Source organism: Flavobacterium johnsoniae UW101 (assembly GCF_000016645.1).
Taxonomy (GTDB): Bacteria; Bacteroidota; Bacteroidia; order Flavobacteriales; family Flavobacteriaceae; genus Flavobacterium; species Flavobacterium johnsoniae.
On sequence record NC_009441.1, the window covers coordinates 5,837,239 to 5,858,835 of the forward strand.

Consider the following 21,597-nt stretch of genomic DNA (forward strand, 5'->3'; position numbering starts at 1 on the left):
TAACCTTTATAATTTAAAAACTCACAAATTTTACACCTGCACTAAACCATCTTGACGGCAGCGGAAATGCTCCAACTTCAAAATAAGTTGTATTAAAAATGTTTTGAGCATCTACGAAAAATGTAAATTTTTTAACTGACTGACTTACTCTAAAATCATTAATCCAGTAAGAAGCTCCCGTTACTCTTTCATTAAAACGAGTGGCAAACAAAACTGAAAAATCTTTATGCTGGAAATCAATTGTGTTAGTAATTTGATGTTTCAAAGAAGAAATCAAATATTTAGAAAATGGCTCAGAACGAGTGTCTTTAAATTTAGAATCTAAATACGAATAACCTAAAGTGAAATTTAATTTAGAATCTGCAGAAAAATCAATTCTGTAACTGCCGCGCATATTGATTCCGTTTGTAATCAAATCCCCGTAGTTTTGACTCTGCCACGGCACTGCTGTAGTCATACGGGTCCAATCGATATAATTGCTGATTTCTCTGTAGAAATAATTCACATTTAAATTCAAATTCTTTCTGTTGAATTTAAACCCTACTTCACTTTGAAAAGCATTTTCAGAATCAAGATCAGGATTTCCAATATTTCCCGGACGCTGGTTTAGATATAAATCTGTAAAAGACGGAATTCTTTGGCTTGTGCCGATGTTTCCAATAATTTTAAATTCCTCCGTTAATTCATAACTCGCATCAATTCCAGGATAAATCTGCCATTTATAATCTGAATTGTAATTTAAATACGTTCCTACATTCACATTTAATTTTTCAAACAAATACGTTCTGTATTCGGCATAAATTCCAACATTTTCGCGATCATGATCTCCAATATTAGACGAATGAATATCCTCATTTCTAAATTCGGCACCAAAACCAATTTCGCCATTTTCTGTTTTAATAGACGAGTTTAATTCTGCTGCAATAGAATTCGTATAATGCTGGCTTCTTCCTGCATTTAAATTTCCGTTTCCTAAATACCTGTAATCGTCATAATTATATCTGTAGGTAACTCTCGGCATAATTTTCCATCTGTCTGTAATAGCATGTTTCGACTGAATGTTGGCAAAAGTAGTCTGTACTATTTCAGTAGAATTTCTGTCGCCCGGTGCAGCATAAAATCCGTTGGCACCAAATCCGTTTTTAACATAACCAAATGAACCTAAAATTTCGTTAGAATCATTGATTTGAACATTTCCCTGATACAATAATTTATTGTTTTCAAAACCCGTATTGTAACGGTATCCGTTGCTTTTATCATGCGATGCAAAAATCGAATGCTGTTGTTTTTCTTTTCCTAAAACAGCTCCTGCCTGAATGCCCGTTCCGTAAAAAGTATCGCCTGTGTTTTCTGTATCTTTTTCAAAATTAGAACCTGCATAAGTACTTACCATAAAACCTGAATCGGTTGGTTTTTTGGTAATAATATTAATGGCTCCCGTTAAACTGTTAATTCCAAAAATTCTGGCAGCCGGACCACGCAAAACTTCAATTCTTTCAATAACTTCTACCGGAAGAGGCAGATTTAACATATTATGAGCCGTTTGCGAATCAATAATTTTGGCTCCGTTTAATAAAACTACAGTTTGTTCAAAGCTTCCGCCGTCGACACTTACATCGGCCTGACCGCCAAAAGGACCTCTTTGTCTAATATCAACTCCGTTAGCATATTGCAATACTTCCTGTAAAGTACGGCCCGGTAATTTTTTTATTGTTTCGCTGTTTATAACGTATACGTTTCTGTTTTGTTTAGAAATTGGTGTGCTTAAACGGTTTTCGTTAATAATCACTTCATCAATTTCTATTATAGAATCCCTTTTGGTTTGGGCATAAAAATTTGTGCAAACTAATGTAAAGACTGCAAAATAGATTTTTTTCATTTTGGTTTAAAATTTTTGCAAAAGTAGTATCTTGCCGTACTAATAAAGTATACCAGTTTTGTAATTATGAGTGGTCCGGTTCAAATTCCTTTTAAAAGCTTCATTGAGCTTAAGCCCAAAGAAAATACGGCAATCTATCTGCAAATCGTTTTTGAATTTATAAAAGCGATACAAACGGGATTTCTTCCCGAAGGAACTAAACTTCCGGGCACGCGTATATTATGCAGACAGCTTTCTGTAAACCGAAATACGTTAATTAAAGCTTTTCAGGATCTGGAATCGCAGGGCTGGATTGAAACTCTGCCAAACAAAGGGACATTTATATTGTCTCAGCATAAGCAAAAAAGCAAAGATGAATTTATTGCTCCTTCCAATCAAAAACATTCAGAAAATAATATTGGATTTACTTTTAAAAAATCAACAATACTTGAAAATCCAACAGAAACCAGTACTCTTCCGTATCAGTTTAATGACGGAATGCCTGATTTAAGATTGGTTCAAAATGAGATTTTGGCCAGATTGTATGTTTCAAAATTAAAAAGGCAGAAAACTTCTAAAACTTACGAGCAGATTCAGATTCAGTCGCACTTAAATTTTAAAACTCATTTTTCGAATTACTTAAATCTTACGAGGGGTTTACGTATTTCTACTTCGAATCTGCTTACGGCAAGCAGTCATGAAATTAGTTTGTATCTGGTTACCAAAGCGCTTATTTCTCCGGGGGATAAAGTTGTAGTGGCTTCGCCGGGTTATTATATTTCGAATATGACTTTGACTAATACAGGAGCGCAGATTATTACAATTCCGGTTGATCAGGACGGAATTGATACAAACCGATTGAAAGAGATTTGTAAAGAAACAGAAATCAGGATATTATACCTTACTTCAAACTATAATTATCCAACAACCATTTCTTTAAGTGCCAAAAGACGAATGGAAGTTTTGGAATTGGCGAATCAATATGGATTTGTGATTTTAGAAGATGATTACGATTTTGATTTTCATTACGATAATAATCCAATTTTGCCTTTAGCTGCATTTGATTCTAACCAAAAAGTAGTTTACATAGGCTCTTTTGGAAGATCACTTCCGTCGGGATTTAGTTATGGATTTGTGGCCGCGCCTTCTGAATTTATATTAGAACTGGAAAAACATCAAAACATTCTCGAACCCGGAATTGATGTTCTTAAAGAGCAGGTTTTATCTGAATGGATTAATGAAGGCGAAGTGCACAGACTTTCGAAAAAGAACAAAAAAATCTATAAGGAACGTCGGGATTATTTTGTTTCCTTATTAAATGAAAAATTAAGTTCTAAAATTAAATTTAAAGTACCGCTTAGAGGATTAGCCGTTTGGATTGAATGGCTTGATAAATTTAATTTAATAACGCTTCAAAAAGAATGTGCAGCAAACGGATTATTCCTGCCTAAAACCATTTTATACCAAACCAAAGATCTTACGGCTACAAGGTTGGGATTTGGGCATTTGGAAAAACAAGAAATGGAAAAAGCGGTTTCTATTTTATGTGAATCGGTAGAAGCGATTTCAAACATTTAAAAAAATAATAGTACCTTTTCATAAGTTTTATTCTAACCTCAACTTCAATTATGACGACAGATATTCTAGAATTACATGATTGTATTGTTTTAATCGAGCATTCGAATACCACAAAAACAATTGTTCAAAAATGTGAAATCGACGGCGATGCGCTGGGTTTTGCCTTTTATGGTTCGGGAAATGTTGAGTTAGAAATTAAACACAATAAACAGACTAAATATTTGGTAAATACAACAGGGCTGGCAATTTGTTTTTTTGGAAACCAAAAAGTCGAATTCTCACATAAAATTGAACCCGACAGACCTTTACAGTCCATCAGTATTTTTACCAAACTGAAAAATCTTAATTCATTACCGCAAGCCGAAAAAGAGATTTTCGAAAATCATTTACCACAATTATTAAACCCAAAAGAACATTTTGTAAAAGGTCCGTCGTTTTACATGACACTCGAAATGCAGCTGGCGGTTCAAAAAATCTTTAATACAACCTACACCGGAAATACACGTTTGTTATTTTTAAAAAGTCAGGTCAATGAACTTCTGGCACATTTTTATGCGCTTTTAGCTTCTGAGAAAAAACTGGATTTGTCTGAAACAGATAAAAACAAACTTTTTCAGGCCAAAGAAATTGTTACCATCAATTATTCGACACCGCCGTCTATAACGCAGTTGTCACAAATGGTTGGGCTCAACAGCAATAAATTAAAAAAGAATTTCAAGGAACTTTTTGGGATTCCGGTTTTTAAATTTGTTCAGGAAGAACGATTAAACAAGGCGTATGAACTACTCCGCGAAAGCGAAAAAACAGTTCAGGAATCAGCCTGGGAAGTGGGTTACGAAAGTTTGAGTTCGTTTTCGAATGCTTTTCATAAAAAATTTGGCATGCGTCCCAACGATGTAAAACAGCAGTTCTTTTCAAACAAATCATAATTCCTTTGCGACAAATGATTGTGTTTTAATCTCAACAACTTTGTATCAGTAATCATCATTAAAAAACTACTGATATGAAAAAGAAAATTTTAGTTCTGGGTTCTAATGGAAAAACAGGACGCAGAGTTGTAACCAGATTAGAAAATAATCCAGATTTTGAAATTCGTTTAGGTTCACGAAACGAAAAAATTCCGTTTGACTGGGAAAATCCTGAAACCTGGGAAAATATTGTAAAAGATATTGATACGGTTTATATAACTTTTCAGCCGGATCTTGCCGTTCCTTTTGCTGCAGAAGCTATAGAAAATTTCACAAAACTTGCAGTAAAATCGGGAGTAGAAAAAATCGTTTTACTTTCGGGCAGAGGCGAAAAAGAAGCTCAGGTTTGCGAGGAAATCGTAAAGAAAAATGCCAAAAACTGGACGATTGTCCGTGCGAGCTGGTTTAATCAGAATTTCAGCGAAAGCTTTTTCTTAGATCCAATTCTTTACGGAATCGTTGCTTTGCCAAGAGCCGAAGCACTTGAACCTTTTACAGATGCGGATGATATTGCCGATGTTGTTACAAAAGCTCTTTTAGACGAAAATCATAACGGAAAAACCTATGAATTGACTGGGCCAAGATTATTAACTTTTAAAGAAGCGGTAAATGAAATTGCCAACGCCAGCGGCAGAAATATTAGTTTTCAGGGTTTAAGTTTAGAAGAATACACGCAGATGCTGAAAGAATATCAGATTCCTGACGATCATATCTGGCTGGTAAATTATCTTTTTGAACAGGTTTTGGACGGAAGAAATTCGAGCGTTACTTCAGACATTGAAAAAGTTTTGGGAAGAAAGGCGAAAGATTTTAGCGCTTACGCGAAAGAAACAGCCAAAACCGGAATCTGGAATCCTGAAAATTAAAAAAGATGAAATACATCAGAGCCATTTTTTCGGGTATTTTGGTTTGGATTGCAGTTAGTTTGTCTTTTTATATTCTAGAACAAATTCTATTTGTAAAAGATTCTTTTTTCTGGCAGTCGTTTATGGTCACAATTTGGATTGTATTTTTCGCCATTGGTTCTGCGAAGTTTTATTATTCGAAAAATTATAAAATGAGCGGTTTGCAGCTTGGCATTATAATGTCACTTACTGCTTTATTTCTGGATGTAATTATTACAGTTCCTTTTGTAGAAATTCCAAACGGAAGAAGTTACGAAAGTTTTTTTACCAGTCCCGTTTTATGGATTCTGGCTCTTGTAAATGCATTTTCAGTCTTTCTCTGGAAAAAAGGGAGCAAAGTCAAAAAATCAGTCAGCTTATAAAAACTGTTTTTTTATCAAAACTTATCAGAAAAAGGAAAGACTATCCGACGTTTTTCCTTTTTCTTTTGGTTTGAATTTACCCAAAAACACCTCTTAAAGTCTTAAATTTCCTAACATTTAGTTAAAAATTGAAGCTGAAAGGGACTTAAAACAGCCCCTAGAAGATTTATTTATGTCAAATTAAGTTCAAATTATTTGCTATAAGCTTTAAAAGAGAGAAAATACTTATAAAACATAAGAACAGCTGTTTAATGACTTCATTTTTGTATTAGTTTTACATTGAAATTTTTCACTAAAAATACAATTAATACAGTATAGCCATAAAATGGAAAAACCTATTCAAATTCTTAGTGCTTATGAGTACAAGTTACAGTTTTTGCCATGTATAAACAGTGTTACTTTACAAGATAAATCGCAGCTTCAATTGTATAAAATAGAAGAGTATCTTAAACAAATTGTAATACCGGTTGCTCCTTACAGAACCTCTTTTAATTTTTTATTATTTGTTTCTGAAGGTTATGTAAAACAGCAGTTAGAATCAGAAAATCACTTAATAGGTCCTGGACAAATATTAAACATTAAACAAGGCAGTATTACGAGAAGTCATGAATTGTCTCCCGATGTAAAAGGTTTTTATCTGATTTATGAAAATGATATTTTATCCTCTATTTCTTTAAGCAGGCAGGACCAAATTTTTCTTACTTCAGATCCTGTTATTCTGCTTCAGGAGAGTGCTTACAACTGCATGGTCAAGACTTTTGAACTTCTGGATGCGGAACTTCATACAGATTACGTACAGGAGGAAATATGCCTGACTTTTTTTAAGGCAATTATGCTTAAAATCAGCAGACAAACTTCTCATAAACCATTATTATCTATGGCGAGAGAACTTTATATCACTTATAAATTTAGAGAGAAACTGCAACAGGAACACAAGGAACATAAAAATGTTATTTTTTATGCCCAGCAGCTGAATATTTCTGAAACTTATCTAAACAAGTGTATCAAGAAAGCAACAGGAAAACCCCCTAAACAATGGATTAATGAAATATGCGTGCAGCACAGTCAAATTCTGCTTCGTGATTTAGGACGCGAAATTGCAGATGTAGCTTATGAACTTAATTTTCATTCTCTATCTCATTTTTCAAGAGTTTTTAAAAAAGTAACTCATCTCTCTCCATCAGAATTTCGTTTGCAGGTATTAAATCAATACTAGTTAACATAGATAAAAAAAGGGAATTCGGCTCGATTGGCAGAATTCCCTTTATCTTTTTTTCTAAAAATTTAGATCTTGTAAGTGAGTCCTATTTTAACCATAAATGGCGTTCCTGGCGTAAATGTCAATTCTTCTACACTAGCCGATTCTCCTTTTAATCTTGTCTCCTGAGCAAACATTGCTTCGTTCCATTTTGTATTAAACAGGTTTTGTATCTGTAGATTTATTCCCCATTTTTTTGCCTGATATCCTGAGATTAAATCATTAACAAAATATCCTTGTGCGACAATGCTGGCATCTTGTACAGCAGGACGATCGTGCATGTAACGATAACGTAAATTAGCATAAAAACCATTTTGAAACTGAAAACCAAGTCCGCCTGTACTGGTTAATGTAGGTGCGAGTTCAACATAATTATCTCCTTTAGGCGCGCCTACAACACGAGGCACAGCCCAATTAATATCATTATCGAGATAGAGAAAAGGAAGAATTTGATAACGCGTAGAAATATCTACCCCATATCTTCTGGTTGCTCCTGCATCGCTGGTTCCGTAACTATCGCCATTCCAGACAAATTCATGATTTAAATAACTATTCCATAAAATGGGCTGTAAAACTAAACCTTTGGCTGGTTTTAAAATACATCCAACATCTACTCCAAATGAATAAGGAAGTATATTGGTTCCTTGCTGTAATACTACATCGCGTACATCATTTGAATGAAATCCTAAACCAGATTTAACATACAATGTAAGCTGATCTGACGCATTATAAAAAAGACTAAGTTTAGGGCTGATTCGAGCTTTGTTATAGGAAGAAGCGGCGTAATCCGGTTGTAATTTATCGTAATAATTAAAATAAAACCAATCAGCACGTAAACCTGCATTTAATCTCCATTTTCCAGTACTCAAATCGGCAGAAATAAAAGAATTAGCATTGGCTTCTTTGGCGGCTCCCCAGGCAAGACGTTCATTTAGTGTATATCTTGCCGTTACATAACTTAGTTCTAAGTCTTTTATATCATCAAATCTGCCTCCAAATCCTGCATTCAGGTTGAGATGAAAACGATCAAATGTAAAATAATTGGTATAAATAGTATTCATTCCGTATACCGCCCTGTTATCATATTGATTTATTTCGTCTCCTGCATCTGGATGTATGAGGTAAAAAGTGAAATTTGAATATAAATTGAATAAATAATTGATGTAATAAAAAGTAGTTTTAAATGTCTGATTTTCGCTGGCTTTGTACGTGTATGAAGCTAAAAGATTTGTCCTGTGCGTGTTTCCTCCTTCTGTAGGATCGATAGAACCAAATCTGCCCACGAGACCTTCTGCAACAGCTCTTTCAGGAATCTGACCAGAAGCATTCCAGCTGGAATTAAAACAGGAAGCTTCTAGTCTCAATTGTCCTTGTGAACCAATTTTTTGATTGTATTTTCCAAATAAATTAAATCTTTTAAAATCTTGTTTTACATCAAATGGTCCATCTGTATAATTGTATTCTCCGGCAATAAAAGCGTTCTGCTGTAAAGAATTACCTTTAAGCAAATCCGCCATTCCCATTATTCTCATGGTATTAAAATTTCCTGCTTCGGCTTTCACGTAACTCTGACTTATAGAGTCGTAGGTGTGAAAGTTTACATAACCTGAGGTATTAAAATCGCCTTTATCTGCATAGTAGGATCCTTTTCCAAAATCGATGTTTTGAATAGTCTCCGGAATTAAAAAGTGTAAGTCAGAATATCCCTGTCCATGTGCATGGGAAGGCATATTTACAGGCATATCATCAGCACTAATTGCAATATCCGTTCCATGGTCATTATCAAACCCGCGCAGAAATATCTGTTCGGCTTTTCCTCCTCCGGCATGCTGTGCAATAAACAGACCGGGCACTTTACGAAGCAGGTCCTGGGCTGTATTTACTGGAGTTTTTTCTAAGTCTATTTTTATAAGTTGTTTATCTACTTTTTTCGATTTTATAACTACCTCATCCAGTGTACCTATATGTGATATTAAAACTATGTTTAAATATTTCTCGTTTGTCACAGCATAAAACTGTGGTTTAAATCCCGTAGAGGTAATTGTCAACGTATCCGGCAGTTTTTTTAAACTTATCGCAAAACTGCCGTTTTTCTTTGTATTGGCCTGACTGAAATTGTCTTTGCTGTTAATTATTGCATTAACTGGTAATCCATCTTCGTCAGTAACAATTCCGCTAACCATTTTTTGCGCAAAAAGCGGCAATGATGTAATTAAAAATAGGAATATAAAAATGAAATTCTTCTTCATGTAATCTCTTTTATCATTTTTCATTTTGAAAAACAACTGTGTTTGTTTTACTTTTAAAAACCAACCTTTATACCCGCAGCAATACGATTAACCATAGAACTTTGAGAAATTGAATTGTTGATTTGTTTTGCTCCGCCATCATACTCAATACCCATTGTAAATATTTTTGTAATATCATACATCAAGTTTATAGAGCCGTAAGTCAAAGCGGTATGTGTTGTAGATTCGTTATTCTTGTTTAAAAAATCACCAGCAGCATTATCATTAATTACTTTATTCTGAACTAATGAAAGAGGTGATGCATGATACGCCATATTAGTATATCCAAGTACTAAATTAGAATGCAGATTCTTTTTTGTTCCAAAGAAATATTCAATTCCCGCAGAACCTCCATATACTGGAACTGTTTTAAAACTGCCATTTTGATCGTAAATACCATCATACATAACTGCGGCGCCGTTATTACTAAATAATGCTCCGGATAAAGTATATGATCCTGCAATACCAGAACCTACAAGTCCCTGAGCCATAAAATAGCTTTTATCGCTTAGTTTGTTTTTTAAGTTAGCATTAATACCCCATCCCATTTGAAGTGCATTTTCTGAATTTTCTTTGGTGTAACGAATGCTTCGTCCCATTAATGCCAGACGAATAAAACTTCCATCCTGTGTATATTTAGTAAATGCTGCAATTGGGTCTACAGAAAATTGTCCGGGAACATTACCGCCGGCCACTTTTAGGTATTGTGCCGATGTTTCCATTCCTCCTTCAAATCTCCATAATTTATCTTTTCCAAAATTATTATAGTATTTTACCTGAAGGTGTCTTGCCCATGTTCCTGAATTAGGCCCTTCCCAATCTAAGGTATTGTACCATGTAGGAACTCCGCCGCCAAAGAAACTCCAATCCTGACCAACGTGCCAATGGTTATAATCTACATAGGCTACTCTCAATTGCAGATTTCCTCCAGATCCAGGCCCTCCCCACCATTGCCCTTCAATATAGGTTTCTAATGGTCCTTTTTCAAAACCGTTATAAGTAGTTTTCCAAGCCAGCTGTGTTTGGTACATATTGGCGTCAGCATTTTTGTCTTTCAGCGAATTGTACGGATCTGCTGAATTTAAGTTTAATGATTGAGAGGCGCTGGCATCATTTCCTCCTAAATTTACATAACCGTTTAATTTTAAACGAGGTGAAAATTCCATTTCATAAAGTGGTTTATCTCCTGCCGTTGCTTTAGATTCAAACGAAACCTGAGCGCAGGCTGAATAGCACACTGCAAAAAACAATGTGCTTAATAAGGCATATTTTTTCATTTTAATTTGATTATTTAATTTGAAGATTTTTCAATTATCTATATTTTGCAGGAACACTTTTTTTAAGCAAAAGAGTAATCCAGCTGGAGGCCACGAAAGGAAAAGTAAGAGGAGCCCATCCCATTTTTACCATATAAATATCGAATAAGGTTGAAACCAAAATTGAAAACAGTACATAAATTCCGTCTCTAACGCGGGTTCCTGAGAAAGTTATGGCACAAAGCACCGCATTAAAACTAAACAATCCCATGTGTATATCAGTTTGCGGTTCTGAAAACTGAAGCGATATGTAAGCACTCAATACTCCTGATGCTATAGCATACAAAGCCGCTACAGGATTATTGATAAATACTGCCAAAATAAAGATAACTCCGGCAAGAATACTGCCCTGAAAAATTACTTCTCCAAAGCCGTGGGCCACTGTAGCCAGTTCGTTTTGATCATTTAAAAGTTCTGATCCTGATACAGGCCCCCCAATAATAAATACATTGTGAAAAATATACAACCCAATCCAGGTAATAATTATGAATGGCAATGTAAATACCGGTATTTTTCTTTTTATAAAAACATGCTGTAAAATAGCCGCTAATGAAGATCCTGCAATAATAGCAATCCATATTACAGGTTCTGGTTTAAAAAAGAAGGTTAACGCAACTCCTACAAGGGTGGCACTAAAACCATAAAGCCCCTGCTCTGTCTCATTTTTATCAAATTTTAATAACAAAGCTGTAATTAATGCTGTTACTGCAGATAAAATTGCCGCAATTCCCATTACCACAGATCCATAAAATATACCGGCTAGAAAAAGTAATCCTGTCCACGGATTTTCCTGCAGCATGATTTGACCTATACTGGTCAAAATTGTTTTACTATAAAGACTAATTTTTGATTTCATAATTTTAAAATTTTACCATCCTAGAAATACCATTCCAATACCGCATATTGTCACGACTCCGCCGCCAATTGCATGCACATAACGCTCTAGTTTGTCTGTTTTGAAAAAAGAGTAACCATAACACCCTATCAGCACCATGATAAGCATGGTAAGAACTGTAAAGACTGCAAAAACAACAATTAAAATGATTACTTCTATTGAAGATCGGCGCACTCCCGAATAAAATAATAACGGTACAAGAGGTTCACTGGGTCCCATAACGAAAATAACAAACAAAATCCAGGGTGTAATTTTGATTCGGCTTTGAGGAGCAACTACTTCGCCATGTCTATGTTCATACACATATATATCCTCATCATTATATACCTCAAAATGTTTGTGGGGTTTGTTTAGATAAGCGCTTCTTAATCCCCAGATAAAATAAACAAGACCAAACAGCAGTAAACACCAGCCCGAAACATTTCCTCTCACATCCTGAAACATAGACAATTTTGATAACTGCCAGCCTACCACAACCCCAATAAGTCCCAGTACAACAGAACTTAATATGTGTCCAAGACCGCAGACAATAGTAAGCCAGACCGTTTTTGTTATGGACCATTTTCTGGATCTTGATAATACAATGAATGGCAGATAATGATCCGGCCCTGATGCTGTGTGCAGACAGCTTATTGTAATAGCTGATAATACCAGCGTAGTTAATGTAGTATCCATTTAGATATAATTTTCAGCAAGATCAGTCACCTGACTTTTAATATTCAATTTCTCTTCTGCTATCCAAAGCTTACGCTGTATTTTACGAAATGCATTATAAAGCTGTTCTCCGCCATTGCCCAAAACACGTACTATCATGCCATTTGCAAAAGGCTTGGAAACTCCAAAAGCAATATTTTCTTCAGACTGCAGTTCGGCATAAGCCAATTCAATACACGATTCAACATCCTCAATTCCAGTATTGATATACATAAGAGTTGCCTGATGTGTAAAACCTTCCATCTGTCCTAAAGTTTGAACATCTGCCAAAAGTGGCTGCAAAAGCACATTATCTTTAACTACCAATTTTCCATTATGAAATACTTCGGTTAGATTTTGGAATTTTGAAAAAAGAAATACTTCTCCAGAATGTTTTCGGCCGCAAGTAATGATCTCTCCCACAGTCAGACTGCAATTATCTGTAAGATTAAAGACATTATATGCTTTAAAAATAGACTGCTCGTGAGGTACAATGGGATGCTGCACATAACTAAAAGTACTTTTGTCTGCTAATGAAACATTCATTTGCTGTACAGCACCGTTCTGCATATTAAACAATCTTTGATACGATTGAGACTCTAGCATTAAACGGCTTTCAGATTCGATTTGAATGTTTATATCATAATGATCATTATCGAGTATTCCGGGAGAAGAGCTCATCAGCATCAGATAAAGAGAAGGATCTGTTTTGTCTTCTTTTATATCTGCTATGCGAAAAGGGCGGGTAAAGAAGGCATCTTTTAGATAAGAACGTCCTTCTTTAAATCCACTAACAATATTTAGTTTATTGATCATTTAAAATAGTTGAATGTTGTACACTAAATAGAATTATCGAACCAGCTGCGGTTCTTCTATATTTTCCAGTAAGGCATATTTTTTAATCCAGCCTATAACAACATCAAGTCCTTGAAGACTCATAAGATTTGTAAAAACAAAAGGCTGTCCGTTTCGCATTTTTCTGGCGTCACGTTCCATAACTCCAAGATCTGCATTTACATAAGGAGCAAGGTCAATTTTATTAATTACAAGTAAATCTGATCTTGTAATTCCAGGTCCCCCTTTACGTGGAATTTTATCTCCTTCGGCAACATCAATTACAAATATGCTTATATCTGCCAGGTCAGGACTAAAAGTAGCCGACAGGTTATCACCGCCGCTTTCAATTAATATAATTTCAATTTCAGGAAAGCGTGAAGCCATTTCTTCTACTGCTTCCAGATTCATACTTGCATCTTCACGAATGGCAGTGTGCGGGCATCCTCCTGTTTCTACACCAATGATACGCTCTTTAGGAAGCATACTATTTTTAGTAAGGAATTCAGCATCTTCTTTTGTATAAATATCGTTTGTGATTACTCCAATGCTGTATTCGTTCATCAATTTGCGAGACAAACGTTCAATTAAAGCCGTTTTTCCTGAACCAACTGGTCCGGCTATTCCAATTTTGATATAATTTCTTTCTTTCATTTTTTCTAATTTTTTAATTGTAACACTGAGTTTTTAGCTCTTGGTTACTACTTTATTTTTATTGTTTTTTTTAAGACATATATAATCTTGAATACAATTGCTCATGCTGCATACATCTTACATCCAGACCAATATTGCATAAGCCCACATGATTTCGATCAAGCTCAATGGTCTTTCCGGCTACAGTTTCAATTACTTCCTGCATATCATGCAGTATATCTTGTCCATCCAGCTGTCCCAGCGGAACAAGCTTTACAGCATTGGTTACCATTCCAACAGCTGCATTATATAAGAATGCAAAAAGAGCTTCATACAACGGAATATTTAATAAGCTTGCATAAATTCCAAAAACGATACAATAATGTCCTTCGGATTTTTTCTCAAAAATTGCTTTTTCGTATTCGTTAATTATCTCATCTGCAACCTGGCGTTTAAAGATTTTGATAAGTCTTACTCCTAGTTTTTGGCTTGCCTGCCTAATTTCACGGGCCGTTTTTAATGCTGCGCACTCATCATCAAGTAAAAACAATGCGCTGGTATTTTTAGACTGTGCAGCTTCATAAGCGAGTTTTACAAATGCTGCATCATTGTATAATAAATTGTTTGTAAGCATATTGTGAACAAATAACATAGCAGATTCCCTATCTTTTACTAATCCCTGCTGTACATAAGTTTCCAGTCCGTTTGAGTGTGTGTAACCTCCAATTGGCAATGTTGGATCACTTAGGTGTAATAAGCTGCCTATAAAATTTTTCATTATATATTTTATTAAAAATAAATCCCTTTTTACTTAGCGATATTCATAATTTTAAAAAACAGCGAACTACTTTCTGAATGTCCATGCGGCTGCACAGTAGAGTTTACTATGTTAGTTAATCTTGTAAAGACTTTTTCTGTATGATAACCGCTCGCCGAAAGCCATTTAAAAATAGGCTCTTCAAAAGGAAGCAATACCTCATCATTTTGTATAAACATTGGAAGATGCTTGTTTCCAATCTCGTAGCATACGTTGCCCATTTCAAGCAATGATTTTGGTTTTACCACAATTGCATCGCAGGGAATAATATCAACTACTATTATTTTTTGATCATCTGCATATATTACATCCTCATGTTTTAACCGCTGTCCTTCTTTCAAAAATTTAATGGCAACTTCTTGTCCGTTTTTAGATTTTTTCCGCTGAATTCGTTTAGTAGATTCAAACCATTCTATTTCCAGATAATCTACAACACGGTTTGTGATATCAAATTCCCTAAGGCTTCCTTCAATTTCATTTATAATCATATCTTCTATTTTAAATCATACATTTTTCAAGCATGCCTTGTTTCTTTTTCATATCATTCTAAAGGTTCAATTAGATAGAAACTGCTGCCGGATTAACCAGCAGCGTTTCTTTCTATTTTAGGCTGAACCGCTATTTTAAACTCTAATAATTAAAATAAGAAATAGCGCTGTGCCATTGGAAGATGTGTTGCTGGTTCGCAGATGATTTTCTCACCATCAACACGTACTTCATAATTTTCTGGATTCACAGTAATTTCAGGAGTTTTATCATTATGGATCAGATGTTTTTTTGAAATGTTTCTGCAGCCTGTTACTGGTAAAATCATTTTTTCTAATCCATACTCTTCTGCAATATTGTTTTTAATAGAAGCCTGAGAAACAAAAGTGGCACATGTTTTAGACAGTGCTTTTCCAAAAGCTCCAAACATATTACGATAAAGAACTGGCTGCGGCGTAGGTATAGAAGCATTTGGATCTCCCATACGAGCTGCAATAATCATCCCTCCTTTAATAATAATTTCAGGTTTTGTACCAAACAGCATTGGTTTCCATAATACAAGGTCTGCCATTTTTCCTACCTCAATAGATCCCACATACTGTGAAATACCATGTGCAATAGCAGGGTTAATTGTATATTTAGCCACGTAACGTTTTGCACGGAAATTGTCATTTTTGTTTCCTTTATCTTCTGCAAGGTCACCGCGTTGTTTTCTCATTTTGTCAGCAGTCTGCCAAGTACGGGTAACCACCTCACCTACACGTCCCATAGCTTGTGAGTCTGAACTCATGATACTAAACACTCCCATATCATGCAGGATATCTTCTGCTGCAATGGTTTCCGGACGAATACGAGAATCTGCAAATGAAACGTCTTCAGGAATATTTTTGCTTAAGTGATGGCATACCATCAACATATCTAAGTGTTCGTCGATTGTATTTACAGTATAAGGACGGGTTGGATTTGTTGAAGCCGGCAATACATTAGGATACATTGCAGCTTTAATAATATCCGGAGCGTGACCTCCTCCAGCACCTTCTGTATGAAAAGTATGAATCACACGTCCGTTAATTGCATTCATTGTATCTTCAAGGAAACCTGCTTCGTTAAGAGTATCAGTATGGATTGCCACCTGAACATCATATTTATCAGCAACTTTTAATGAAGCATCAATTACTGCAGGCGAAGCACCCCAATCCTCATGAATTTTTAAACCTAAAGCACCAGCCTCAATCTGCTCATCCAATGGCGCTTCGGTTGAACAGTTTCCTTTTCCAAAAAATCCAAGATTCATAGGGAATGCTTCTGCAGCTTGCAGCATTTTTTCAATATACCATTTACCAGGTGTAATAGTAGTAGCATTTGTACCATCAGCAGGTCCAGTACCACCGCCAATCATTGTGGTTACACCACTATATAAAGCAGTTTCAATTTGCTGAGGGCTGATAAAATGAATATGGGTATCAATTCCACCAGCAGTAACAATTAAATTTTCACCACCGTGAGCTTCTGTACTCGCACCTATAATCATGTGAGGTTCAACACCATCCATTGTATCTGGATTACCAGCTTTACCAATTCCTGCTATTTTACCATCTTTAATACCAATATCTGCTTTTACAATACCCCAGTGGTCAATAATAGTAGCATTGGTAATTACAAGATCTAAAACTCCCTGATCGCGCGTAGCAGTACTAGACTGAGCCATACCGTCTCTGATTGTTTTTCCCCCGCCAAATTTATTTTCATCACCATAAACGGTAAAATCTTTTTCTATCTCAACAATGATATCTGTGTCGGCCAGTCTAATTTTATCTCCTTTTGTAGGACCATACATGCTGGCATATTTCAGCTTATTTATTTTCAGGCTCATAATTATTTATTTTTAAAGTTTTCAGTTTTCAGTTTTGCCAAACTATGTTGTTTGTTTATTTCTAGTGTAGTATCTCCGTTCACGATATTGTTGATACCAAATGCACGTCTTGCTCCACTAAATGCAACTAATTCTACTTCTTTTTCTTCGCCGGGTTCAAAACGAACTGCTGTTCCGGCGGCAATGTTAAGACGCATTCCAAAAGCTTCACTGCGATCGAAACTCATCATACGATTGATTTCAAAAAAATGGCAGTGAGATCCTACTTGTATTGGACGGTCACCTGTGTTGATTACTTTTATTTTAGTTGTTTTTCGGTCAACATTACACTCAATGTCTCCCTTACTGATAAAATATTCTCCCGGAATCATAATTTTAATTTTTTGAGTTTAACGAATAGGACTGTGAACTGTAACTAATTTAGTTCCGTCAGGAAATGTTGCCTCGATTTGAACATCATGTATCATCTCAGCAATACCTTCCATAACATCATCTCTGGTCAGCAGGGTAGCTCCATAATTCATCAGTTCTGCTACTGATTTTCCGTCTCTTGCTGCCTCCAGTAAATGACTGCTGATATAAGCAATCGTTTCTGGGTAATTTAATTTAAGACCTCTTGCCTTTCTTTTTGCCGCTAACTCTCCGGCTAGATGCAATAGCAGTTTTTCACTCTCTCTTGGTGTAAGATGCATAGTGTTTAAAATTTAAAATGTTTAACAATTTTTAAAAATAGAGTCCCATTAACAGCACTAAAATTGTCAATGCTGAGAAAATATAGACTATACGATTTTGGAAGAAATACAACAGAAGAATATGATTATGAGATCATAATCTGTCTAATTGAAATGATTTCCTAAAAAAAAGAAGTAATAGTAAAACCCGATTTAATTCGCCGAAGGAATAATCATGGAATGAAATAAAATGTAAAGGGGAATTGTTGCTGCATGCACTATTTGGTGAGAACCATTTGCATACAAAGCTGACTTATAAGACTGCTGGCTGAAGATAAAACTAAATACTGCATTAGAATCTAGAAAGGCGAAATGATCAAAACCATAATCGCCCAAATCAATATCTTCAATATCTTCAGAATAAGACTCATCGTTAATATCAGCAAAAACAGCTGAATCATTTTGAGATACAGACTGATCATTACCCAAAATATGACTGCCGGATAAATGCTGATTGTTGTGTATATGAACTTTTTGGACATTTTTTGCAGCTGCAAAAAACACCAATAATAAAAAACAAGTTATATACAGTAATCGTTTCATTCTTTTAAATAGTTCCTTTTAAAAACCAGAAACAAAATTATGAAAGAGCTCAACTGTTTTGCTTTCACAAATCACGACTTTTGTATCCTTTTTCTGTAATTTTAATATGTTTTTTTAGTTTGAAAAAAAATCCTCTTTTATTGTACGAAAAAAATGACTTTGTCGTAAAAAAAAACCTACTTTTGCCCGCTTACAACTTCTAAAATAGATTTTAATACTATTCATTTTTAAGAATTATACCCCATAAAACACTCATTATCAACAGATAATTATAAAAACTTTGCATAAATTTTTGATACATGAAAAAAAGAGAGAAACTTGACATCATCCGTCAATATTATCCAAATGCATTAACTACGATTGATTACATAAATAAGATAATTGATTATGTTGAAGACAAATTAGATTTAGAACCTTCACAGATAATATTGGCAGACAGCATTTGCAGTGATGATGTTAATAGTATTCAATATCCAGCAAGGGCTCTGGAATTTTTAGGTCCGTTTAAAATGGGAGGATTAGACGGATTTCCTTTTACTGGTTTAACAGGTATGGCCGCTTTTGCCAGCCATGTACCCGATGATGGCGCCGTATTTATTTATTACGGGCCTCATATTGGTATTTCAAAAGAAGGTATAGTGGGAGAAATAAATCGTTTTGGGCAAAACAATAATTCGCTTTGCTGCGGAGCCGCTAAAGGAGCATTGAACAAACTGACGCACAATGGTATTCAGCCAAATAATATTACTGAACTTGATTATCAAATGAATATAATTGAACAAATTCTTTATAATCAAAAAGATAAGATTTTAAATTCTGAAATTCCTTTGTATGAAGCAACTGAAGTAATTTATGAAGCTATCGACCAACGAATTCAGGAACTTATTGCTTCTACAAGATATAATTGTAAATATATTATTTTAGTTGGCGCTATTTTAATCAACAGCGACAGCGATGTAGGATCATTTTCGTCTACCAAAAGATTTGAAGTAATTGATTTAAAAACCGGAGTTAGAGAAAACGTAATAGCCTCGCTGCAATAAAAGCATAAAAAAAACTCCTGCTTAGTGGAACAGGAGTTTTTCAGGATTAAATATAAAATAGTAGTTGTGGAAATTTCTTAACCTCTAGTCAGCCAGCCTCTTTTATGAGCTGTAATGATTGAATACGGAGCGATCCAAAACAATCCGAAAGTGTAGAAAACACTATATGAATACGCCCAGAATGCTTCTGTAAAAGAATATCTTTTTGCATAAAACAATACTGAAAAGCTTGATACAATTAATATTCCTAATAACGCTGAACTAATAAATAATAATGGATGCGTTGCAATAAAATAGAACATAAAGATAAAGAAAGGATACGTCATGATGATTCTGATAGACTGTTCTGTAAACAATAATCTTGCTCCAACTTTAGATTCTTTTCTAAAATCTTTCCAAACGTATTTTGCCATCATAATATTCTCACGAACATTACTTCTTCCCCATCTAATGAACATTTTGTATAAACCTTTGTAATCTTCAGGAACATTTGTTAAAACATAAGCATTACGCTGAAACAATACATGGTGTCCTTGTTTTAAGATCATATTTGTCATGGCACGGTCTTCACCAATATCAGACGGCTGTCCCATAAAAGTCTGGTCGATCCATTCTGGCAGACAGGCAAAAACGGCATTTCTTCTGTAAGCAGCCAAAGCTCCCGGAGTACAAAGTACTGAACCTAACGAACTTTCTGCAGAACGCATGAACTCAAAACTCATTACAAAACTTACATTAAGCATTTTTGGCAGAATTGCTTTTTCGTTGTTCAAAACCTGAACATTTCCTGCAACGGCACCGCATTTTTCGTCAACAACAAACGGGCTTACTAAGTTTCTTAAAGTATCTTTTTTCACAATTGAATCACTATCAACTGTTACAAAAACTTCTCCTTTTCCTAAGTTAAATCCACGGTATAATGCGTGGCGTTTACCTTTATTTTGAGGTTGTTGAAAAATTGAAACACGATCTCCCAATTTAATTTTAGCCTGCTGAATCCAGTACCATGTATCATCTTTACTTCCATCATCAATAGCTAAAAGCTCTAATTTGTGTGCTGGGAAATCACTTTCTGCTAAACTCATTAAAGTTTCGTAAACCAATTTTCCTTCGTTGTAAGCCGGAACAATCACGGTACAAGTTGGCAGTAATTCATCAGAAACTGATTCAATTGGTTTGTATTTAAAATAAAGGTATAAATTGTAAAGAAACATACCGCCTTTAAAAAGAAATAATGCTACCGTTACGGCAAGAAAAATAATTCCGCCTGTAGAATTTAATCTTTCTAAATGAAGCTGATCAAAATCCGGCTGAAATTGAAAAACGAAAAAAGCTCCGGTCAGCAGTAACAAAAATGTACCTGCAAGGATCATAAATCCGAAAGCACTTTTTGGTCTTTCAATATGTTTTTTGGTTGAGTTGTTGTTTATTTTAAAAATAGAAGGGCTTATTTGTACATCGGCGCTATTGCTGCCAGTGTAAAATTGTTTCGAGATAATTGTTTCGCTTTCCATGTCCTGTTTGTTTTAATTCTCTAAAATGGCTTTTATCAAATGCTCTCTTTCTTTTGTATTTTGTTTAGTAAACAATTAAAAGTTAAAGAGTGACACTATCCCAATTTGCAAGCGACGTGCCATTTAGGTTTTAAACTGACTTTAAGCGTTTTACGTTTTTTACACAGATTTGATGTGTGTAAAAATTTTACACTTTGTAGAATGTTTATACAGTTTTTAGTGTGTAAACAGTAGTAAAATAAGGGATTTTTGCTGTGGCGAAGTGATGCCTTAAAATATAAAAACGCAAAATTGAATCGAAAATTGTATCTCTATTTCAAAGAAATGATCTTGTTTTTTTGTTTTTAGAAAAAGTAAAAACTTTACTTACAAAAAAGCCTTAAACAAAAAGTATTGCCATAAATGTTTTTAAATTATCGATTAAATACGTTAATTTTATAGGTATTTATTTAATTATACTGCGAAAATTAATTTTATCTTAGCAAGAAAACATTCATTTTCGCTTTTACTTTTTAAACCTAAGCAGAATACCCAAAATATTTTATACTGAATGAACAAACAGATTTACAACATTTTACTAGCTGATGACGACGAGGACGACTGCTCTTTTTTTGAAGAAGCTTTAGATGAATTATCGCTTGCCACAACTCTTGTAACTGTAAATGACGGAGTTCAATTAATGGACTTTCTGGCAGATAAATCTGGAAATGATTTACCTGATATTCTTTTTTTAGATTTGAATATGCCTAGAAAAAACGGTTCAGAATGTCTTACAGAAATTAGACAGATTGAAAAACTAAAAGATTTTCCGATAGTAATTTTTTCGACTTCTCTCGACAGCGAAATCGTAGACGTTATGTACGATAAAGATGCTACATATTATATTCGCAAACCCGGCGATTTTTCAAAATTAAAATCGGTTATAGAAAATGCCCTTATTACTGCCTCCGAAAATAATTTCAAAAAACCTGCACGAGCACATTTTATAATTCAACCCTAAAT

General features: G+C 34.7%; 21 protein-coding genes. 7 read left to right on the top strand and 14 right to left on the bottom strand.

Annotation, left to right across the window (positions count from 1 at the left end):
• Nucleotides 1-13 precede the first annotated feature (13 nt).
• Nucleotides 14-1,879 (bottom strand): TonB-dependent receptor plug domain-containing protein, encoded by a 1,866-nt coding sequence (locus FJOH_RS24895; RefSeq protein WP_012026786.1) that lies wholly within the window; start codon nucleotides 1,877-1,879, stop codon nucleotides 14-16.
• Between the two features lie 66 nt (nucleotides 1,880-1,945).
• Here FJOH_RS24895 and FJOH_RS24900 point away from each other — a divergent pair, with 66 nt between their 5' ends.
• The 5 genes from FJOH_RS24900 (at nucleotide 1,946) to FJOH_RS24920 (ending at nucleotide 6,887) form a co-directional block, all read left to right on the top strand.
• A complete protein-coding gene (locus FJOH_RS24900; protein WP_012026787.1) occupies nucleotides 1,946-3,436 on the top strand; it encodes an aminotransferase-like domain-containing protein in 1,491 nt (496 codons plus the stop codon).
• A gap of 50 nt (nucleotides 3,437-3,486) precedes the next feature.
• The gene (locus FJOH_RS24905) at nucleotides 3,487-4,365 is read left to right on the top strand and encodes a helix-turn-helix domain-containing protein (RefSeq protein WP_012026788.1); all 879 of its coding nucleotides are present in this window, start codon (nucleotides 3,487-3,489) and stop codon (nucleotides 4,363-4,365) included.
• Nucleotides 4,366-4,439: 74 nt separating this feature from the next.
• Nucleotides 4,440-5,270: an NAD(P)H-binding protein gene (locus tag FJOH_RS24910; RefSeq protein WP_012026789.1), complete on the top strand. Its 831-nt coding sequence runs from the start codon at nucleotides 4,440-4,442 to the stop codon at nucleotides 5,268-5,270.
• Between the two features lie 5 nt (nucleotides 5,271-5,275).
• A complete protein-coding gene (locus FJOH_RS24915) occupies nucleotides 5,276-5,671 on the top strand; it encodes a DUF5367 family protein (RefSeq protein ID WP_012026790.1) in 396 nt (131 codons plus the stop codon).
• A 325-nt stretch (nucleotides 5,672-5,996) separates the two neighbouring features.
• Nucleotides 5,997-6,887, top strand: coding sequence for a helix-turn-helix domain-containing protein (locus tag FJOH_RS24920; protein ID WP_012026791.1), 891 nt, complete (start codon nucleotides 5,997-5,999; stop codon nucleotides 6,885-6,887).
• A 68-nt stretch (nucleotides 6,888-6,955) separates the two neighbouring features.
• Here FJOH_RS24920 and FJOH_RS24925 read toward each other — a convergent pair whose 3' ends face one another.
• The 12 genes from FJOH_RS24925 to FJOH_RS24980 all read right to left on the bottom strand — a co-directional run bounded on the left by FJOH_RS24925 (nucleotide 6,956) and on the right by FJOH_RS24980 (nucleotide 18,038).
• On the bottom strand, nucleotides 6,956-9,202 hold the full coding sequence (locus tag FJOH_RS24925) for a TonB-dependent receptor (RefSeq protein ID WP_012026792.1): 2,247 nt from the start codon (nucleotides 9,200-9,202) through the stop codon (nucleotides 6,956-6,958).
• Nucleotides 9,203-9,231: 29 nt separating this feature from the next.
• On the bottom strand, nucleotides 9,232-10,494 hold the full coding sequence (locus FJOH_RS24930) for a hypothetical protein (RefSeq protein ID WP_012026793.1): 1,263 nt from the start codon (nucleotides 10,492-10,494) through the stop codon (nucleotides 9,232-9,234).
• A 34-nt stretch (nucleotides 10,495-10,528) separates the two neighbouring features.
• A complete protein-coding gene (locus tag FJOH_RS24935) occupies nucleotides 10,529-11,389 on the bottom strand; it encodes an urea transporter (protein ID WP_012026794.1) in 861 nt (286 codons plus the stop codon).
• Nucleotides 11,390-11,401: 12 nt separating this feature from the next.
• Complete coding sequence (locus FJOH_RS24940) at nucleotides 11,402-12,103, bottom strand: membrane protein (protein WP_012026795.1); 702 nt, start codon at nucleotides 12,101-12,103, stop codon at nucleotides 11,402-11,404.
• Nucleotides 12,104-12,937, bottom strand: coding sequence for an urease accessory protein UreD (locus FJOH_RS24945; protein ID WP_012026796.1), 834 nt, complete (start codon nucleotides 12,935-12,937; stop codon nucleotides 12,104-12,106).
• Between the two features lie 33 nt (nucleotides 12,938-12,970).
• Nucleotides 12,971-13,609, bottom strand: coding sequence for an urease accessory protein UreG (ureG, locus tag FJOH_RS24950; protein WP_012026797.1), 639 nt, complete (start codon nucleotides 13,607-13,609; stop codon nucleotides 12,971-12,973).
• A 70-nt stretch (nucleotides 13,610-13,679) separates the two neighbouring features.
• Nucleotides 13,680-14,366, bottom strand: coding sequence for an urease accessory protein UreF (locus FJOH_RS24955; RefSeq protein ID WP_012026798.1), 687 nt, complete (start codon nucleotides 14,364-14,366; stop codon nucleotides 13,680-13,682).
• Nucleotides 14,367-14,395: 29 nt separating this feature from the next.
• On the bottom strand, nucleotides 14,396-14,893 hold the full coding sequence (gene ureE / locus FJOH_RS24960; protein ID WP_012026799.1) for an urease accessory protein UreE: 498 nt from the start codon (nucleotides 14,891-14,893) through the stop codon (nucleotides 14,396-14,398).
• Between the two features lie 149 nt (nucleotides 14,894-15,042).
• Entirely contained in the window at nucleotides 15,043-16,764 is a 1,722-nt protein-coding gene (gene ureC / locus FJOH_RS24965; RefSeq protein WP_012026800.1) for an urease subunit alpha, read from the bottom strand.
• 2 nt (nucleotides 16,765-16,766) lie between these two features.
• Nucleotides 16,767-17,135 carry an urease subunit beta gene (gene ureB / locus FJOH_RS24970; protein WP_012026801.1) on the bottom strand — a complete coding sequence of 123 codons (369 nt, stop codon included), beginning with the start codon at nucleotides 17,133-17,135 and terminating at the stop codon, nucleotides 16,767-16,769.
• 18 nt (nucleotides 17,136-17,153) lie between these two features.
• Nucleotides 17,154-17,456 carry an urease subunit gamma gene (gene ureA, locus FJOH_RS24975; RefSeq protein WP_012026802.1) on the bottom strand — a complete coding sequence of 101 codons (303 nt, stop codon included), beginning with the start codon at nucleotides 17,454-17,456 and terminating at the stop codon, nucleotides 17,154-17,156.
• A 192-nt stretch (nucleotides 17,457-17,648) separates the two neighbouring features.
• Nucleotides 17,649-18,038, bottom strand: coding sequence for a hypothetical protein (locus tag FJOH_RS24980; RefSeq protein WP_012026803.1), 390 nt, complete (start codon nucleotides 18,036-18,038; stop codon nucleotides 17,649-17,651).
• A 299-nt stretch (nucleotides 18,039-18,337) separates the two neighbouring features.
• Between FJOH_RS24980 and FJOH_RS24985 the strand changes: the two genes are divergently transcribed.
• Nucleotides 18,338-19,081, top strand: a complete 744-nt coding sequence (locus tag FJOH_RS24985; protein ID WP_012026804.1) for a hypothetical protein — start codon at nucleotides 18,338-18,340, stop codon at nucleotides 19,079-19,081.
• Between the two features lie 77 nt (nucleotides 19,082-19,158).
• Here the strand turns inward: FJOH_RS24985 and FJOH_RS24990 are convergent, their stop codons facing one another.
• Entirely contained in the window at nucleotides 19,159-20,595 is a 1,437-nt protein-coding gene (locus FJOH_RS24990) for a glycosyltransferase (RefSeq protein ID WP_012026805.1), read from the bottom strand.
• Between the two features lie 550 nt (nucleotides 20,596-21,145).
• Between FJOH_RS24990 and FJOH_RS24995 the strand changes: the two genes are divergently transcribed.
• Nucleotides 21,146-21,595, top strand: a complete 450-nt coding sequence (locus tag FJOH_RS24995) for a response regulator (protein WP_012026806.1) — start codon at nucleotides 21,146-21,148, stop codon at nucleotides 21,593-21,595.
• Nucleotides 21,596-21,597: the final 2 nt, after the last annotated feature.

Coding starts and splice junctions, on each gene's coding strand:
- FJOH_RS24895 (WP_012026786.1), bottom strand. CDS start 1,879: ATGAAAAAAATCTATTTTGCAGTCTTTACATTAGTTTGCACAAATTTT.
- FJOH_RS24900 (WP_012026787.1), top strand. CDS start 1,946: ATGAGTGGTCCGGTTCAAATTCCTTTTAAAAGCTTCATTGAGCTTAAG.
- FJOH_RS24905 (WP_012026788.1), top strand. CDS start 3,487: ATGACGACAGATATTCTAGAATTACATGATTGTATTGTTTTAATCGAG.
- FJOH_RS24910 (WP_012026789.1), top strand. CDS start 4,440: ATGAAAAAGAAAATTTTAGTTCTGGGTTCTAATGGAAAAACAGGACGC.
- FJOH_RS24915 (WP_012026790.1), top strand. CDS start 5,276: ATGAAATACATCAGAGCCATTTTTTCGGGTATTTTGGTTTGGATTGCA.
- FJOH_RS24920 (WP_012026791.1), top strand. CDS start 5,997: ATGGAAAAACCTATTCAAATTCTTAGTGCTTATGAGTACAAGTTACAG.
- FJOH_RS24925 (WP_012026792.1), bottom strand. CDS start 9,202: ATGAAAAATGATAAAAGAGATTACATGAAGAAGAATTTCATTTTTATA.
- FJOH_RS24930 (WP_012026793.1), bottom strand. CDS start 10,494: ATGAAAAAATATGCCTTATTAAGCACATTGTTTTTTGCAGTGTGCTAT.
- FJOH_RS24935 (WP_012026794.1), bottom strand. CDS start 11,389: ATGAAATCAAAAATTAGTCTTTATAGTAAAACAATTTTGACCAGTATA.
- FJOH_RS24940 (WP_012026795.1), bottom strand. CDS start 12,103: ATGGATACTACATTAACTACGCTGGTATTATCAGCTATTACAATAAGC.
- FJOH_RS24945 (WP_012026796.1), bottom strand. CDS start 12,937: ATGATCAATAAACTAAATATTGTTAGTGGATTTAAAGAAGGACGTTCT.
- ureG (WP_012026797.1), bottom strand. CDS start 13,609: ATGAAAGAAAGAAATTATATCAAAATTGGAATAGCCGGACCAGTTGGT.
- FJOH_RS24955 (WP_012026798.1), bottom strand. CDS start 14,366: ATGAAAAATTTTATAGGCAGCTTATTACACCTAAGTGATCCAACATTG.
- ureE (WP_012026799.1), bottom strand. CDS start 14,893: ATGATTATAAATGAAATTGAAGGAAGCCTTAGGGAATTTGATATCACA.
- ureC (WP_012026800.1), bottom strand. CDS start 16,764: ATGAGCCTGAAAATAAATAAGCTGAAATATGCCAGCATGTATGGTCCT.
- ureB (WP_012026801.1), bottom strand. CDS start 17,135: ATGATTCCGGGAGAATATTTTATCAGTAAGGGAGACATTGAGTGTAAT.
- ureA (WP_012026802.1), bottom strand. CDS start 17,456: ATGCATCTTACACCAAGAGAGAGTGAAAAACTGCTATTGCATCTAGCC.
- FJOH_RS24980 (WP_012026803.1), bottom strand. CDS start 18,038: ATGAAACGATTACTGTATATAACTTGTTTTTTATTATTGGTGTTTTTT.
- FJOH_RS24985 (WP_012026804.1), top strand. CDS start 18,338: ATGAAAAAAAGAGAGAAACTTGACATCATCCGTCAATATTATCCAAAT.
- FJOH_RS24990 (WP_012026805.1), bottom strand. CDS start 20,595: ATGGAAAGCGAAACAATTATCTCGAAACAATTTTACACTGGCAGCAAT.
- FJOH_RS24995 (WP_012026806.1), top strand. CDS start 21,146: ATGAACAAACAGATTTACAACATTTTACTAGCTGATGACGACGAGGAC.